Source organism: Flammeovirga aprica JL-4 (assembly GCF_012844305.1).
Lineage (GTDB): Bacteria > Bacteroidota > Bacteroidia > Cytophagales > Flammeovirgaceae > Flammeovirga > Flammeovirga aprica.
Map to the genome: position 1 here is coordinate 63,869 of NZ_JABANE010000019.1, position 14,938 is coordinate 78,806.

Below are 14,938 nucleotides of genomic sequence, written 5' to 3' on the forward strand. Positions count from 1 at the left end.
TTATGTCCTAGTACTTATAATGGTTTTAAAGCAAGAAAAGCCACCTCCATAAGAGGCAGCTTTAGCTATTAATTATCATTTTATTCTAATGTACTAACTATTTATTCGAAGAGTTATTCGACAATAAACTTCTTCGTTTTTGACTCTAATGCATTGCTAACTTTTATAAAATATAAGCCTTTCTGAAGGTCTTGAATTGATATGGATACCTTTTCGTTATCTATTTCCTGATCCAATACTTTCTTTCCATTAATATTGTAAATAGATAATGCTCCATTTCCTATAAATGAACTTGCATTGATGTTAAGCACTGATCTTGCTGGATTTGGATACACATCAAATACAGAATTCATCAACTCACTTTTCAAGGTTTCACCTCTTTGATTTGATATACTCTGAGCAATCGTGTTTATACTGGCACTATTAGAAATATTGACTGTGTAATCTTCTACTTCTCCATAGGTAAATGACTCACATGGAGTAGAGGCACTACCATATTTCATGGCTACTCTCATTCTCGTTAAACCTGATAGTGCTGTTTCAGGAATTGTTTGCGTAGAAGATAATAAGTTGGCACTACCTGATGAACCTTGTACAAATAATTCTCCTGCATCTTCAAAATCTCCATCCTGATTGTAATCTATCCACACAGACCAGTAAACTGTGTATGTTGATCCACTGTAGCCGGCACTGAAAGAGATTGTCTCTTGGGCACCTTTTACAAGTGTTCCTGCACTCAATGAGGTATAATCTGCATATCCTCCATCTGCATTGCTGCTATTAGAAAGTGATCCAAATCTCACGTCATCAATCCAGAAATAAGAATCGTTATTGCCATTTGAAGCACAGTAGTTTGATGGTGTTCCTCCTCCATTTGTTGTAGTGAAAGACAACGCAGGTGAGTAAGATGAACTTCCAGAAGTACAATTTGAAGCCACCTGCACTTCATAAGTTGTAGAAGCAGATAAGCTGCTAAATGATGCTGTATTAGAAGTAGCTGTATATGTTGTCCAAGTTCCTCCTTGCTCTCTTAATCGAACACTGAAATCATTAGCAGCACTTACATTATTCCAAGATAGGTCCATAGTACTTGAAGTCACTGTTCCGACCGTTAAACCTGATGGAACAGCACAAACAGATGTTGAACCTGTAGTAATTTCTACAGCATAATCTTCCACTTCTCCGTATTCAAATGTTTCACAAGCTGTTTGAGCTCCATTGTATTTCATAGAAACTCTCATTCTTGTAGTGGTTGCATCTGTACCCGACGGAATCGTTAATGTTCCCGTTTTGGTAGCATTTGAAAGAGAACCGCCATCGAAAACCAATTCATTGGCATCATCAAAATCTCCATCTGCGTTTAAATCTATCCATATTTTCCAGTACTCATCATAAGCTTGATTTGAAAAACCTGGAGAAAGAGAAACATTGTAAGTATTTCCCGCTTCAAGTGTAACAGATTGTGATGCTGAAAAATCATTATAGCCACCATTTGTGCCAGTAGTATTGAGTAAATCACCAACAGTTACATTGGCAATCCATTCATAAGATGCATTACTGCCTTTTGAAGCACAATATGCTGATGCTTCTCCATATTTAGCACCTACTCCAACAGCATGCCACGCATTGGTAGTTTGAATTTCTTCATTAGATCCTGCTCCGTAAAGGTCAATTGCAGACTGAATAGAAAATGTGCGGGCATCTGCAAAAGTTGAATTAGAAGAAAGGTAAACTGCCTCTGTTCTATAAGCAATTCTCCCTGCTTTGTCAATACCGATACCTGCCACTGAGTACGCTGTACCAAGATCATTTGTTGCTGTTTTACCTTCTGTCAATAGATAGAACCAGTAGTTTAAAACACCACTATTGATGTGCACGCCACAATAATCATTATTTCGTGTTGGAGTACCGCAGTTGGGATTGTACCAGTTTGTACCTCCGTAAGTATCAGGCTGATTTTCGGCTTTTGGATCACGCATTGAACGTAAAGCCTGACTTGTCGATCTTCTTTCAATATCTTCACCCACTAACCAAATATCTTTTTCAGGTGCAGCATAAGCTTCTACACAAGCCGCCCAGATATCAGAAAAACCTTCATTCAGTGCACCTGACTCTCTTTGATAAACAAGGTTTGCTGTTCTTTCACATACAGCATGTCCAATTTCATGCGCCGCTACATCCAAAGAAGTCAATGCATCAAAATAGGTATCACTACCGTCTCCATAAGTCATCACTGACCCATTCCAGAAAGCATTATCATAGGCGTTATCATAATGCACATAACTTTTTATTGCTGCTCCATTACCATCCCAGCTATTTCTACTGTGAGCCGACATAAAGTAATCATAAGTCATCTGTGCACCCCAATGTGCATCTAATGCTGCATTATCTTTCTGTGCATTATTCCATTCTGCCGCTGTCCAGTTGTTATCATTGTCCACAAAATCCTGCGCCTGACTGTAGTTCGTACCGGTATTCATATCGTAGGTCTCTATACCATTTCCTCTTGTATAGTCCCTCAAACGATATGATCCATTATAAGCATCCGTTTTACTTGCTTTAGTTCCAGAATAACGAGTGGCAAGTGATCCTTCTGCTGTAGCATGTTTGATAATAGGATTCATGTGCACAATGTCACCGGTAGTAGCATCTACATATACATAATCCCTGCTTAGCGGTTGTTCTGCATAAATATCAAATTTGTAAGCTAAGACCGGCTGTAAACGAAATGTTTTTTCTTTTGCTTCGTAATTGGGTACAATCACAAGTTCAGCTTTAGGATAGAAAGTATCATGCTCGCCTTCTGTCATTTTGAGTGCAATTTCCTTTTCATCAGCTCTTTGCCACATGTACGATGTTGCACCCACAGCTTTCAATGCAACACCAAGTGCTTCCTCTTCTGACAAAGAAGGCTTGACAGACTGCAACTTGATGGGCTTTACGTGATGAATAATTGACAAAGGATTTTCGCCTTTAAAATTAAGAGTATACCCACCATACTCTACCTTTACGCCGTTAAAAAACTCTTGAAATCTTCGATGACTAATGCCTAGTTCATCCACTTTGGTTTCAATTTGTTTAAAGCTACTTGGGGCCTCCAAGTTTAATTTTTTTCTTAGTACACTTTCAGCTTGCTGCAGAGTAATTTTTTGTTTTCGGTCATTGCTAGTTTGATCGAGACGTATTAACTCTTGTGCATTTAAGTTAGTGATGCTGAATATCCCCATCAGGACGACAGCGAGTAAAACTTTTCTCATTATCTTAGTTAAAGTTATTGAATTGAATTGGATTTAATTAATGCCCGTTAGCAAAGGCTATTATTAAACAGTTAGTAAATTAGAATATGATAATACTTCAATAGCTGTGCACAAATATATCGAAGTAGTTTTTTAAATCACAAATCACAACGTCCGTTAAAATCATTACATTTTTATAGAATCTACTTAAAATACAATTCAGATATTTGGTGAAAATTCATTCACTAAAAATTTTATCTGTTTCAACAAAAATGATGATTAAAGAACAGAATCCATTATTTATTACAATTCACACGCTTGAAACCTAACAACGTACACTCTTTAATTTATCATAAGTAAACTATAGAATATACAATCTATTTTTTTTTGATATTTTTTTACTGAATGACTTCAATCTGATCACTTCTCACATTAATTCTAAATTTATAAGCAGTCAGCAATACATTCATAGAGGTGATTATAACAATTGTTATAGGTACTAGGACAGAAGAAAAGAGAGATTATTAATGCATAAAAAAATGGTATTCTACCTATTAAAGTAAGAATACCATCCTTTGTGAAATCAAGAAAGTCTTGTTCTTTTATAACTCATCTTGATATATTGATAAAGAAAATTCAGGCATATCACCATAGTGGACAAGTACTTCTTGTGTCTCAATAATTTTTGTTTTTGCATTATTCATAATAATAATCATAAATAAACTACTAGATTCTCCTGTACGTATACCAAACTCATTATCATAGGTTGGCAAATCATTAAAAGTGACCTGACCGCTTGAATTTGTTATAGCATTCATTTGTAAATTCTGGATAATTTCAGTTCTATTCACCCAATAAAAATCCCAGTACTTTTCAGCACGGACAATACCTACATTTACTCCTGCAATTGGGGTGTAAACGTAATCTGAAATAGAATAATCATAAACGCCCCTATTAGTAACCTTTACTCGAAGGTCATTTTTGTTTTGCATTGGGTTAAGTGTTACAGTTTTACTTTGATCTGCAATCACTTGCACAATACTACTATCTGAGTATTCCATACCATTACTTTCTGCTGATACAATTACAGAGTAGCTTCCTTCTAATAAGGGTTCGGATTCGTAATTTCCATTTTGATCTAAATTATCAGAGATAATCAAACCATCGCTATGATAAATCTTCACTTTTCCACTTTCTGTTGCTTCAGTTGAAATCGAAAGAGATCCCGCTCGGTTGATTACAATTTCCATTTGACTTGGTTCACAACCAGTCAAAGACAATAGTATTACGCTTAAACAGATTAAGAGTTTGTTTAGTTTTATTCATTTAAAATCAAGTGAGTCTTAAGTAAAAAAAATAGTCATTGCTTTTCTTATAAGTCACTTTTACAATAGTTGAATGCAAAGATATAAATTAAAGGGTTAGGCATAAAAAAATGCCATGAAATAAGATCCCATGGCATTCAAAATATGTAAATTTTCGATTAATTCATGACTTTTGAATTTGCTCTTTTCTGTACTTAATTTGCAAATCCAACATACACGCCGCACACAAACACTCCTCGTATTCTTCCCTCATCTTTTGTGTTTCTTCATAGGTCAGCTTCACCTCATAACACTGGCACTGCGTAATGTTCCCTACTTTACACTCAAATGATTTTCCACATCGCTGACATGTTTTAATTTCGTGTTCCGGCATTTTTTTCTCTTTTTTTAATGACATTTCATTTCCACTTGACCGGCAGGCTTTTCGTCAATTCCTTCTGAGGATTGATGGATATTATAAGCTCTCCATAATAGTAAAGCTCCCATTGCTAAGAACAGCACAGGGTAAATTTTCCTTACGTTATTACGTACTTTGGTTTCAATAAACTGCCCCGCTACGGCTACTGCAAACATCATAGGGATCGTACCCAAACCAAATGCAAACATATAGCCCATACCCTCTGAAACACTTCCTGTTGAAAGAGCTGTAAACATAGCCATATAAACCAATCCGCAAGGTAAGAAGCCATTTAACACACCTATGCTAAAGAAGGTATGCCACTTTGCCTGACGCATAAACTTACCCAACTGCTTTCTTACAAATTGAAACCACTCACCTAGAAACGGTATTAACTTTAATAATTTGTCTGGGTTTACAGAAAAAATACCAAAGGCAATCATCATGGCGGCTAAAAACAAAGTCAAGTAGACTTGATAGCCGATCAACCATGATAAACCTTGACCTATTAGCCCTGCAAACGCCCCCAACAAACTATAGGTAAACGCTCTGCCTAAATTATACAATAAACGATCGAGAACTAATCTTGCTCCCGATGCTTTTCCTCCTTGAATCGCTAACGCAATAGGACCACACATTCCCAAACAATGGAAACTTCCGGCAAATCCTAATCCTAATGCTGTAAGATATAACTCTGTCATGATTAGATCACCAATGCCTTCTCAAATAAATAATCAACCCCGCTGTCTGAAAAATTGACTTGCAAAATCCATCTCCCCTTCACTATTCTTGATGCGTCGATATGCTGTATGTTTTCAGCATTCAAATCTAATTTCACATTGAAATCCAAACGTGAATCTGACGGTCTGAAAAAACGGATATTTCCTTCTGCATTTTTGATTTCTGCAGGAAGAATAATTTCTACTGCTCCTTTCTCTCTATTTAAAGTCAATACAGGAGCAGCTGATAACTTCTCTGTATTTTCTTTTTTCTTCATCGTTTCCTCATAGCGTTGTTCTTCCGCATAGTAATCTTTAGAAACCATATTTACAGGTACAGTAAACATCTTGATCACTAATCCAATCATAGTCACTCCGAATACACAGAAGACTATTACTACTCCCCAACCCCAGTTTAATTTCATGTTTGTTCTCTCTAAAGTTTGTTATTTATTTCTTTATAGGTCCAAGGAAATTAGTGGTCACTTCATCCAATTCCTCTTCCCCATTCATGATCTTGATGGTGATTTTATTTTTCATTCCATCAAGTTTATCAGGGGCAATATCAATAAAGAACGCACCATCTAAATGCGCACCTTCTTTTAACTGCATATCGCCTCCAGCAATCGTAATTTTTCCTTCTGGATCTACTAATACAACATCCAGATCGTCAAAACTAGTATTGCTTTTATTTACAAGCTGTATGGTGTATAAATTTCTTATGTCGCCATTATCCGCCTTCTGAAAAAGCATCCCCGGTGCTCTCAACACTGTCACTTCTACATCTCCACGCTTCACTAAAGCCAAGGAAATGGCTCCTACTAATACTAGCAGTACTGCAGTATAAGCCTTAATTCTTGCTGTGAATTTAAACGGCTTTCCTTTTTCAATATCGTTGGCAGATGCAAAACGGATCAAACCTCTTGGCTTATCAATTTTATCCATGACCTCATCACAAGCATCAATACATGCAGTACAATTGACGCATTCTAGCTGTGTACCGTTTCTGATATCAATACCCGTCGGGCAAACATGAACACACAGTTTACAGTCGATACAATCTCCTAAAGGTTGTTCTTCTGTCACTGTAGGATTCACATCCTCCAAGGTCATTTTTCTTACTTTTTCTTTCTTTTCTGCAACAGGCTTCTTCACCTCTTCCACTTCAGGTTTCTTGATTTCCGGAAGCGGACTTGGTTTTACTTTAGGCTTTTTCGCTTTCCCAACAATCGGTTTTACAGCCGGTGAACTTCCTCCACAGCCACCACAACCTCCTGCAGTTGCTTTTTTACCTTTCTTTAATTTTCCTCTAGGTTCTCCTCTTACATGGTCATAAGAAATTACTATGGAATCTTTATCTAAAAATACACCCTGCAAACGGCCATAAGGACAAACCTGCGTACATGCTTGCTCTCTGAACTTTGCAAAAACGTAATAGAAAACTCCTGCGAAAGCAATATGTGCTAAGAATACAGGCCAGTTTTCGGCAGGTTTGCTCGTCATCATATTAATCAAAGCATCACCTCCTACTATATAACCTAATACCATATTGGCAATGGCTAAAGAGAAGACCACGAAGATTGTGTGCTTTGTTCCTTTCTTGATTATTTTTTCTGTGGTCCAAGGTGCTTGGTCCAGTTTTCTTTTCTGATTAGCATCGCCTTCAATCCAATATTCTATTCTACGGAATACCATTTCCATAAATACAGTCTGTGGGCAGGTCCAGCCACACCAAACTCTACCATAGACGACGGTAAAAAGTACAATGAATATGATCAGTGCGATCATAATTAATACAAAAACAAAGAAGTCTTGGGGAACGAATAAACGTCCGAAGATGACAAATTGCCTTTCTAATATGTTCATCATAAAGAAAGGTTGTCCATTAATTTTGATGAAAGGGCCAACAAAGAAGAAAGCAATTAGAATGTAGGCTACCCATTTTCTTGCATTGTAATATCTACCGCTTGGCTTCTTTGGGTACAGCCAAACTCTTTTACCATCAGAATCAACCGTAGAAATACTATCGCGAAATGATTCAGGTGATTGGGAATGTAGATCTTTTCTCATGACTAAAGGTCGTTTTGATAATTTGTTCAGTGGTGGATAATTCTGAACAGTCTTTTATTCCTCTGTGTTTAAGTCCTTGGAAAGAAAAAAAGTGAGAGAATATCGTGCACCATGACTGAAGTCTTGGGCTTGTGATATTAACTCCGACAACACTAAAGTGTTGCCTCCTTTATCAACCTTCGAGACTTTAGTCTTGGTTAGGTTGCTGTATCACTTACCCATAGTTTTAACTATGGTGTACGAAACACCCGATTATTTTTTCCTAGTACTTATATCAAAAATACAATTTTGAAAACACATTGAACACATCCATAACATCTATTTACAATTCAATAGACATTAAAAATATGATCTTATATATGATGATATGTTAATATATAGAAAGTATAAAAAGGGTAACCTCTTCAGGCTACCCTTTTATATTTTCAAGCAATGATTACATTGCTACTTTTTCTCCTTGAGGTGCTTTCGCATTTGGAGGATTTGTACCTTGTAAGCTTAAAATATAGCTTGATACCTCTTGAATTTGTAATGGTGTCAACTTCGCTTCCCAAGCTAACATACCTTTGGCAGTTACACCATATTTGATTGTTTTGAAGATGCTTTTCACATCACCTCCATGCAACCAGTACTCATCAGTAAGGTTTGGTCCAACACCACCTTCACCTGCACCACCGTGACAAACTTTACAGTTGGCATCGAAAGCTTTTTTACCTGAAGCCAGTGCAGCTGCTTCTACTACAGCCTCTACATTTGTTTCATCAATGGAATTAGCCATTGTAGCTAGGTATTCTTTCTTTGCAATTGCAGCTTGTTCTACATCATAGTGATATTCGGCGATAGATACCGGTTCAGCATCTGTTTCACCCCACCAGTGATAAACACCAAGGTAACCGAATGCTAAAACGATACAACCATAGAACAATGCTTTCCACCAAGGTGGAAGATCGTTATCCAATTCTTGAATACCATCATAGTTGTGATCCATGATGATATCTTTTTCCAAAGCGATTGGTTTAGCAGCATTAATTCTTGCTAAGAAACCTTTCCACCCTGTTTCACCTTCCATTTCGAAGGCTACATCTTCTGCTGTCTTAGGAGCTTTTTTCAAGCTTTCTTTCACAATGAAAAGAAGACCTAAAGCTACAATAATGATAGCGAAGAATAGTAAAACTAATACTGATCCTAAAGTATAAATAAGTAAATCAAAATTATCTATACCATAAACCAGCTGCTCTGATGCCCAAGCTGCATTACCAGTAAGCGTAAGAGCTAAAAGCGATAATATTTTTTTATTTGCAGATTTCATGACCTGTTCAGTTTGAGAGTCAATAGCATGTTACCTATTGAGCCGTATGTTTTTTTGTAACAACTACAGTATAAAAGACCAATGCCAATACTAGGAAGATTAAGAAAAAAACAATAATCGCAAACCCTAACAATGTTACTGCCCATTCGCTTGCATTCATCATGTTTAATGATTCCTGCATTGATGACGCTGCAAAAGTTGATGAAGCGTTTAATAAGATTGCACTGATTGTCAATACAAATGACAATAATGGCTTTGAAAGTTTACTTAAATTCATTTGTGCTGTCATTTTCTTTCTCTTCGTCTAAATCTAAAGGAAGGTTGGATATTTCAGACACTGTATCATTTTTCATCTTAAAAGCATAGAAACTCCACGCCAAAAAGAAAACAAAAAAGATAAGGAATCCGATGACCGGAAAAATATCAATCCCTTCTATAGATCTAAGTACATCTTTATACATAACTATATGTTATTCAGAATGTTTACTCCCGATTTAAAAACATCAGGAGTAAACATATCTAATCTATTTTAATGGAAGGTTACTTGCTTTACCTGCGTCTATACCTAAACGCTGTAAGTAGGCAATCAAGGCAACGATTTCCTTACGAGGAGCAGTGTCAGCACCGTCATTAATTAAGCTTTCAGTAATTTCTTCTGCTTGCTTATCTAAATCTGCTACTGCTTTGTCCTCATAACCTTCTTCATATGGTACACCCAAGTTTCTCATCAATGAGATTTGAGCAGGAACGTCATCAACAGAAATGTCATCCTCCAATAACCATGGGTAAGATGGCATGATTGAACCTGGAGACATTGAACCTGGATCCAACATATGGTTGTAGTGCCATGAATCTGGATATTTACCTCCTAATCTTGCTAAATCTGGACCAGTACGCTTAGAACCCCACTGGAATGGATGGTCATAAACAAACTCACCTGATTTAGAGTAATCACCATATCTTTCAGTTTCAGAACGGAAAGGTCGGATCATTTGAGAGTGACATAAGTAACATCCTTCTCTGATGTAAATGTCACGTCCTTTTAACTCAAGAGGAGTATATGGTTTCACCGTCGCAATTGTCGGTGTATTTTCTTCTACGAAATAAGTTGGTAAGAATTCTACAAGACCACCAATTGAAATCGCTACGAAAGAGAAGATTGTCATTTGGATAGGACGAGCCTCAATCCATTCGTGCCATCTCTTCACGTTGTGCGATCCTTGTAATGCTGGAGCACTTGCTTTTTCTTCTTCTAGTAAGTTACCTGACTTAGCCGTCATATAGTAGTTATAAACACCTACTAAAGCACCTACTACATATAATAAACCACCCACTGCTCTCAACATATACATAGGTACAATTTGAGTGACTGTCTCTAAGAAGTTAGGATACTTCAAGAAACCTTCTGGAGTGAATTCTTTCCACATTAATGACTGTGTCAAACCTGCCCAGTACATTGGTACTACATAGAATACAATACCCAATGTCCCTAACCAGAAGTGAACGTTAGCCAACTTCAATGAGTGAAGTTTTGTACGGTACATCTTAGGGAACAACCAGTATAACATACCGAATGTTAAGAAACCGTTCCATCCTAAAGCACCTACGTGAACGTGAGCAATTGTCCAGTCAGTGTAGTGTGTTATAGCATTAACGTTTTTGAAAGACAACATTGGACCTTCAAAAGTAGCCATACCGTAAGCTGTCAATGCAACAACCATAAACTTCAATACAGGTTCTGTACGAACTTTATCCCAAACACCACGAAGTGTCAATAAACCGTTCAACATACCACCCCATGATGGAGCAATCAACATTACTGAGAATACAGTACCCAATGACTGAGCCCAGTCAGGAAGTGCAGTGTATAATAAGTGGTGAGGTCCAGCCCAGATATAGATAAAAATCAGTGACCAGAAGTGAATGATGGATAATCTGTATGAATATACAGGTCTGTTAGCTGCCTTAGGTACGAAGTAGTACATTAAACCTAAATAAGGAGTAGTAAGGAAGAATGCTACGGCATTGTGACCATACCACCATTGTACTAATGCATCTTGTACACCTGCAAAAACAGAGTAAGAATTGAATAATGATAACGGTAATGACAAACTGTTTACAATGTGTAGTACAGCTACCGTTACGAATGTTGCCAAGTAGAACCAAATTGCTACATAAAGGTGTCTCTCACGTCTTTTGACCAATGTCATGATCATATTAAGACCGAAAACTACCCAAATTACGGCAATGGCAATATCAATTGGCCATTCTAATTCGGCATATTCTTTACCTTGTGTAAAACCTAATGGTAAAGTGATTAAAGCGGATAAAATAATTAACTGCCATCCCCAGAAATGAATCTTTCCGAGTAGATCACTGTACATTCTAGCTTTTACCAAACGAGGTAATGAATAATAAATACCGGCAAACATACCATTACCCACAAATGCAAAAATCACTGCATTGGTATGTAGTGGTCTTAATCTACCGAAAGTCAACCATGACGTATCAAAGTTGAAAATAGGGTTTGCTAATTGCAAAGCCACGACTAGTCCAACGACCATCCCGGCTATACCCCAAAACATAGTGGCGATTGCAAAATTTTTCACAATCACATTGTCGTACGAAAAATGCTCTAAGTTAGCGCTCGTCGTCTCCTGCTTGTGTTGCTGTTCGTTGTCGATCATCTTCTTCGAATAATATTCGGATGCTTGGAGTGTAAGTATCCTCATACTGATTAGATTTTACAGACCAAATGAAGATACCCAGAAAGATCAGGGCTACAATCAAGCTGATTCCAATCAATACGATAATTGCACTCATAAGATATTTAAATAAAAAGAGTCCTATACTAATATGATACAAATATAGTCGACCTTCGAAATCCTATTACATGACATCCATCAACACAAAACATTGACTTTCGTCAATGTTTAATTCTTTGTAAAACCATTGATGAATAAAGATTCAACAGGACAAACATGACTTATATCACATATTCCTCTAACTTGCGATATGCGTCTAAATTAATTTTTTTTTCGATTAAAAAAGGTGATAAAAACTAGGTATGATATTTTTTTTCAAGCGTAATAAATTTAGAATTTTCGGAGTATTATGTGTTGTTTTTTCTCAGCTAGGAACACTTCCTGAGTCTATGTTCCCATCTGCAATATTATGGGCTTTAATTACTCCCTTTTTAGGGCTATGCTTTATTCCATTATTGATTGAAGAATTAATTGTACGGAAAAAGTATTTTCTTCATTTCACCACATTTTATATCCTTTTCTTATTAATACTAACCGTCAAAACTTTTCAATACAGTGTTCCTTCTGATGAAAAAAGCGATTTCTCTATTATGAGCTATAATGTCTCAGTGTTTAATATATACGGCTATCTCAATCATAATTACAAGGAAAGCAAAGAAATGATTGAATGGCTGAAAAAAAACAATTCTGATATTTATTGCTTTCAGGAATACTATCATTTAACTCCAACCAGTAAAAAACACAACCCTGACGGAATTTTCAATACCAATTATCAGCTAGGAACATCAAAAGGGCTGCATGTTTACGCCCCTGCATTTCTAACGAACCACATAGATGCCACTTTCGGTTTAGCCACTATTTCAAGGTTTCCTATTATAAATAAAGAGAAAATTGATTTTAAGGATATTGGAGGTTCCGTGACCAATGGAGTATTAATTACAGACCTTAAAGTCTCTGCTAAAGATACTGTAAAGGTGATCAACTGCCACCTTCAATCCATCATTCTTGACAATGGCGAAACAAAATACAAGAGCAGATGGGATAGATGGTCCAGCACAATCTTAAAAATTTACAAAGGTGCCCTCCTCCGTCAGAAACAAATAGAGATTATAATGGATCTCATCAAAAAAAGTCCTTTTCCTGTTGTACTTTGCGGTGATTTTAATGAACCTCCTTACGGATATGGGTATTTCTCTTTCGACAGTTTGTTAAAAAACAGTTTTGAAAACAAAGGGAACGGTTTTGGTTTCACTCTTAGAGATTTACCTTTCAGGATTGATCAAATCTTTTATTCAAGTCAATTGAAGCTGCATGCATTTACAACTGATTCTTCAATAAAAGCTTCGGATCATTATCCAGTTATTTCTTATTTTTCGGTGAAATAAAGATCCTGAAGGAAAACACAACGAAACACATATTAATTAGAAGAATGAAAAAATCATTACTAGCAGGTATTTCTATTTGCGCTTCATTAATGATGGGATGTGCTGAACAACCTCATAAACAAGAAGTGAAAAAGGCAGTTGCCGCTCCTAAAGTAAATCACCTTGTTGATTATACAGATTTCACTTTGACTTCAGACCTGAGCCATATGAGTGGCAATCAAAAAATAATGATCAAAAAGATGATCGAAGTGGCTGAAATCATGGATAATTTATTCTGGAAACAAGCGTATGGCAACAAAGATTCATTTATAGAAAGCTTACCTAATGATGAATTAAAAAGATATGCCGCTGTCAATTACGGTCCTTGGGACAGACTGCAAGACAACAAGCCTTTTGTAGATAACACTCCTGAAAAACCTTTGGGAGCCAATTTCTACCCTCAAGATATGACAAAAGAGGAGTTCGATAACTTAAAGGATGATGCGAAGACAAGTTTATATACTGTTATTCGTAGAGATCCTAGAGGAGAGTTGAAAGTAATTCCTTATTCTAAAGAATTTGAAGCAGAACTTGACAGGGCTTCTTCTTTATTGATGGAATGTGCTCAATTAGCAAAAGATCCTGGTTTGAAAAAGTATTTAGAATTAAGAGCTAAGGCTTTTGTATCTAATGATTACTTCACTTCGGATTTAGCATGGATGGATATGAAATCAAACCCAATCGATTTTGTGGTAGGTCCTATTGAGAATTACGAAGACATGTTATTTGGTTATAAAGCCTCTTTTGAAGCTTATGTTTTAATCAAAGACATGAAGTGGTCTAAGAAATTAGAAAAATACGCTTCATTCTTACCAGAACTTCAAAAAGGCCTTCCAGTGGATAAGAAGTACAAGGATGAAATGCCTGGTACGGATTCTCAATTGAACGCTTATGATGTCGTTTATTACGCAGGTGATTGTAATGCCGGTGGTAAAACGATTGCCATCAACCTTCCAAATGATGAAAGAGTACAAGATCAAAAAGGTTCAAGACGTTTGCAGTTGAAAAACGCTATGCGTGCAAAATTTGATAAGATCTTAGTACCTATCTCAGAAGTATTGATTGATCCTTCTCAACGCAAGCATATCACTTTTGATGCTTTCTTTGCTAACACAATGTTCCATGAAGTGGCCCACGGCTTAGGTATCAAAGAAACAATCAACGGAAAAGGTACAGTTAGAAAAGCATTGAAAGAACATGCTTCAGCACTAGAAGAAGGTAAAGCTGATATTTTAGGTCTTTATATGGTATCACAACTCCACAAGAAAGGTGAGATCGATGGTGACATGAAAGATTACTACACTACTTTCTTAGCGGGTATTTTCAGATCTGTTCGTTTTGGTGCCGCTTCTGCTCACGGTGTTGCCAACATGGTGCGTTTCAATTTCTTCAAAGAGTACGGTGCATTTGAACAAGATGCGGCTGGTCTTTACAAAGTAAATTATGAGAAAATGGAAGAGGCTATGAACGCTCTTTCTGCAAAAATCTTAGAATTACAAGGAAATGGCGATTACAAAGGCGTAACAGAATTAGTAAAATCACACGGAAAAATTTCTTTTGAGCTTCAAAAGGACTTAGACAAGATAGATGACGCTAATATTCCTACTGATGTTGTATTTAATCAAGGTGTAGAAGTGTTAGGTTTATAGTCTATTTTCGATAGATTATTTCAAAAACAGGTGTTAAATGGCTT

Annotated in this window: 13 protein-coding genes; 2 read left to right on the forward strand and 11 right to left on the reverse strand. The window is 36.6% G+C overall.

The annotated features are described in order from the left end of the window. Positions 1 to 113 precede the first annotated feature (113 nt). The 11 genes from HHU12_RS09135 to ccoS all read right to left on the reverse strand — a co-directional run bounded on the left by HHU12_RS09135 (position 114) and on the right by ccoS (position 11,879). Positions 114 to 3,257, reverse strand: coding sequence for a M4 family metallopeptidase (locus HHU12_RS09135; protein ID WP_169656437.1), 3,144 nt, complete (start codon positions 3,255 to 3,257; stop codon positions 114 to 116). A 581-nt stretch (positions 3,258 to 3,838) separates the two neighbouring features. Then, complete coding sequence (locus HHU12_RS09140) at positions 3,839 to 4,486, reverse strand: hypothetical protein (RefSeq protein WP_169656438.1); 648 nt, start codon at positions 4,484 to 4,486, stop codon at positions 3,839 to 3,841. Positions 4,487 to 4,724: 238 nt separating this feature from the next. Next, entirely contained in the window at positions 4,725 to 4,958 is a 234-nt protein-coding gene (locus HHU12_RS09145; RefSeq protein WP_317170463.1) for a cysteine-rich CWC family protein, read from the reverse strand. Continuing rightward, positions 4,949 to 5,659 (reverse strand): sulfite exporter TauE/SafE family protein, encoded by a 711-nt coding sequence (locus tag HHU12_RS09150; protein ID WP_169656440.1) that lies wholly within the window; start codon positions 5,657 to 5,659, stop codon positions 4,949 to 4,951. The genes HHU12_RS09145 and HHU12_RS09150 overlap by 10 nt, the downstream gene beginning before the upstream one ends. 2 nt (positions 5,660 to 5,661) lie before the next feature. Further along, entirely contained in the window at positions 5,662 to 6,102 is a 441-nt protein-coding gene (locus HHU12_RS09155; protein WP_169656441.1) for a FixH family protein, read from the reverse strand. A gap of 25 nt (positions 6,103 to 6,127) precedes the next feature. Beyond that, positions 6,128 to 7,747, reverse strand: coding sequence for a 4Fe-4S dicluster domain-containing protein (locus tag HHU12_RS09160; protein WP_169656442.1), 1,620 nt, complete (start codon positions 7,745 to 7,747; stop codon positions 6,128 to 6,130). 436 nt (positions 7,748 to 8,183) lie between these two features. Further along, positions 8,184 to 9,056, reverse strand: coding sequence for a cbb3-type cytochrome c oxidase N-terminal domain-containing protein (locus tag HHU12_RS09165; protein WP_169656443.1), 873 nt, complete (start codon positions 9,054 to 9,056; stop codon positions 8,184 to 8,186). A gap of 34 nt (positions 9,057 to 9,090) precedes the next feature. Continuing rightward, the gene (locus HHU12_RS09170) at positions 9,091 to 9,333 is read right to left on the reverse strand and encodes a hypothetical protein (RefSeq protein ID WP_062617598.1); all 243 of its coding nucleotides are present in this window, start codon (positions 9,331 to 9,333) and stop codon (positions 9,091 to 9,093) included. Beyond that, positions 9,320 to 9,517: a hypothetical protein gene (locus HHU12_RS09175; RefSeq protein ID WP_062617599.1), complete on the reverse strand. Its 198-nt coding sequence runs from the start codon at positions 9,515 to 9,517 to the stop codon at positions 9,320 to 9,322. Before HHU12_RS09175 ends, HHU12_RS09170 begins: the two co-directional genes overlap by 14 nt. A 63-nt stretch (positions 9,518 to 9,580) precedes the next feature. Then, positions 9,581 to 11,743, reverse strand: a complete 2,163-nt coding sequence (gene ccoN / locus HHU12_RS09180; protein WP_169656444.1) for a cytochrome-c oxidase, cbb3-type subunit I — start codon at positions 11,741 to 11,743, stop codon at positions 9,581 to 9,583. Next, on the reverse strand, positions 11,697 to 11,879 hold the full coding sequence (gene ccoS, locus HHU12_RS09185) for a cbb3-type cytochrome oxidase assembly protein CcoS (protein WP_044206551.1): 183 nt from the start codon (positions 11,877 to 11,879) through the stop codon (positions 11,697 to 11,699). The genes ccoN and ccoS overlap by 47 nt, the downstream gene beginning before the upstream one ends. Before the next feature lie 244 nt (positions 11,880 to 12,123). On the opposite strand from ccoS, the gene HHU12_RS09190 reads away from it, so the two are divergent. Next, on the forward strand, positions 12,124 to 13,206 hold the full coding sequence (locus tag HHU12_RS09190; protein ID WP_169656445.1) for an endonuclease/exonuclease/phosphatase family protein: 1,083 nt from the start codon (positions 12,124 to 12,126) through the stop codon (positions 13,204 to 13,206). A gap of 44 nt (positions 13,207 to 13,250) precedes the next feature. Further along, positions 13,251 to 14,894, forward strand: coding sequence for a dipeptidyl-peptidase 3 family protein (locus HHU12_RS09195; protein ID WP_169656446.1), 1,644 nt, complete (start codon positions 13,251 to 13,253; stop codon positions 14,892 to 14,894). The last annotated feature ends 44 nt before the right edge of the window (positions 14,895 to 14,938 follow it).

What these genes read in the sequence shown, in the direction of transcription:
- HHU12_RS09135 (WP_169656437.1), bottom strand. Translation starts at nt 3,257, where the DNA reads ATGAGAAAAGTTTTACTCGCTGTCGTCCTGATGGGGATATTCAGCATC.
- HHU12_RS09140 (WP_169656438.1), bottom strand. Translation starts at nt 4,486, where the DNA reads ATGGAAATTGTAATCAACCGAGCGGGATCTCTTTCGATTTCAACTGAA.
- HHU12_RS09145 (WP_317170463.1), bottom strand. Translation starts at nt 4,958, where the DNA reads ATGTCATTAAAAAAAGAGAAAAAAATGCCGGAACACGAAATTAAAACA.
- HHU12_RS09150 (WP_169656440.1), bottom strand. Translation starts at nt 5,659, where the DNA reads ATGACAGAGTTATATCTTACAGCATTAGGATTAGGATTTGCCGGAAGT.
- HHU12_RS09155 (WP_169656441.1), bottom strand. Translation starts at nt 6,102, where the DNA reads ATGAAATTAAACTGGGGTTGGGGAGTAGTAATAGTCTTCTGTGTATTC.
- HHU12_RS09160 (WP_169656442.1), bottom strand. Translation starts at nt 7,747, where the DNA reads ATGAGAAAAGATCTACATTCCCAATCACCTGAATCATTTCGCGATAGT.
- HHU12_RS09165 (WP_169656443.1), bottom strand. Translation starts at nt 9,056, where the DNA reads ATGAAATCTGCAAATAAAAAAATATTATCGCTTTTAGCTCTTACGCTT.
- HHU12_RS09170 (WP_062617598.1), bottom strand. Translation starts at nt 9,333, where the DNA reads ATGAATTTAAGTAAACTTTCAAAGCCATTATTGTCATTTGTATTGACA.
- HHU12_RS09175 (WP_062617599.1), bottom strand. Translation starts at nt 9,517, where the DNA reads ATGTATAAAGATGTACTTAGATCTATAGAAGGGATTGATATTTTTCCG.
- ccoN (WP_169656444.1), bottom strand. Translation starts at nt 11,743, where the DNA reads ATGATCGACAACGAACAGCAACACAAGCAGGAGACGACGAGCGCTAAC.
- ccoS (WP_044206551.1), bottom strand. Translation starts at nt 11,879, where the DNA reads ATGAGTGCAATTATCGTATTGATTGGAATCAGCTTGATTGTAGCCCTG.
- HHU12_RS09190 (WP_169656445.1), top strand. Translation starts at nt 12,124, where the DNA reads ATGATATTTTTTTTCAAGCGTAATAAATTTAGAATTTTCGGAGTATTA.
- HHU12_RS09195 (WP_169656446.1), top strand. Translation starts at nt 13,251, where the DNA reads ATGAAAAAATCATTACTAGCAGGTATTTCTATTTGCGCTTCATTAATG.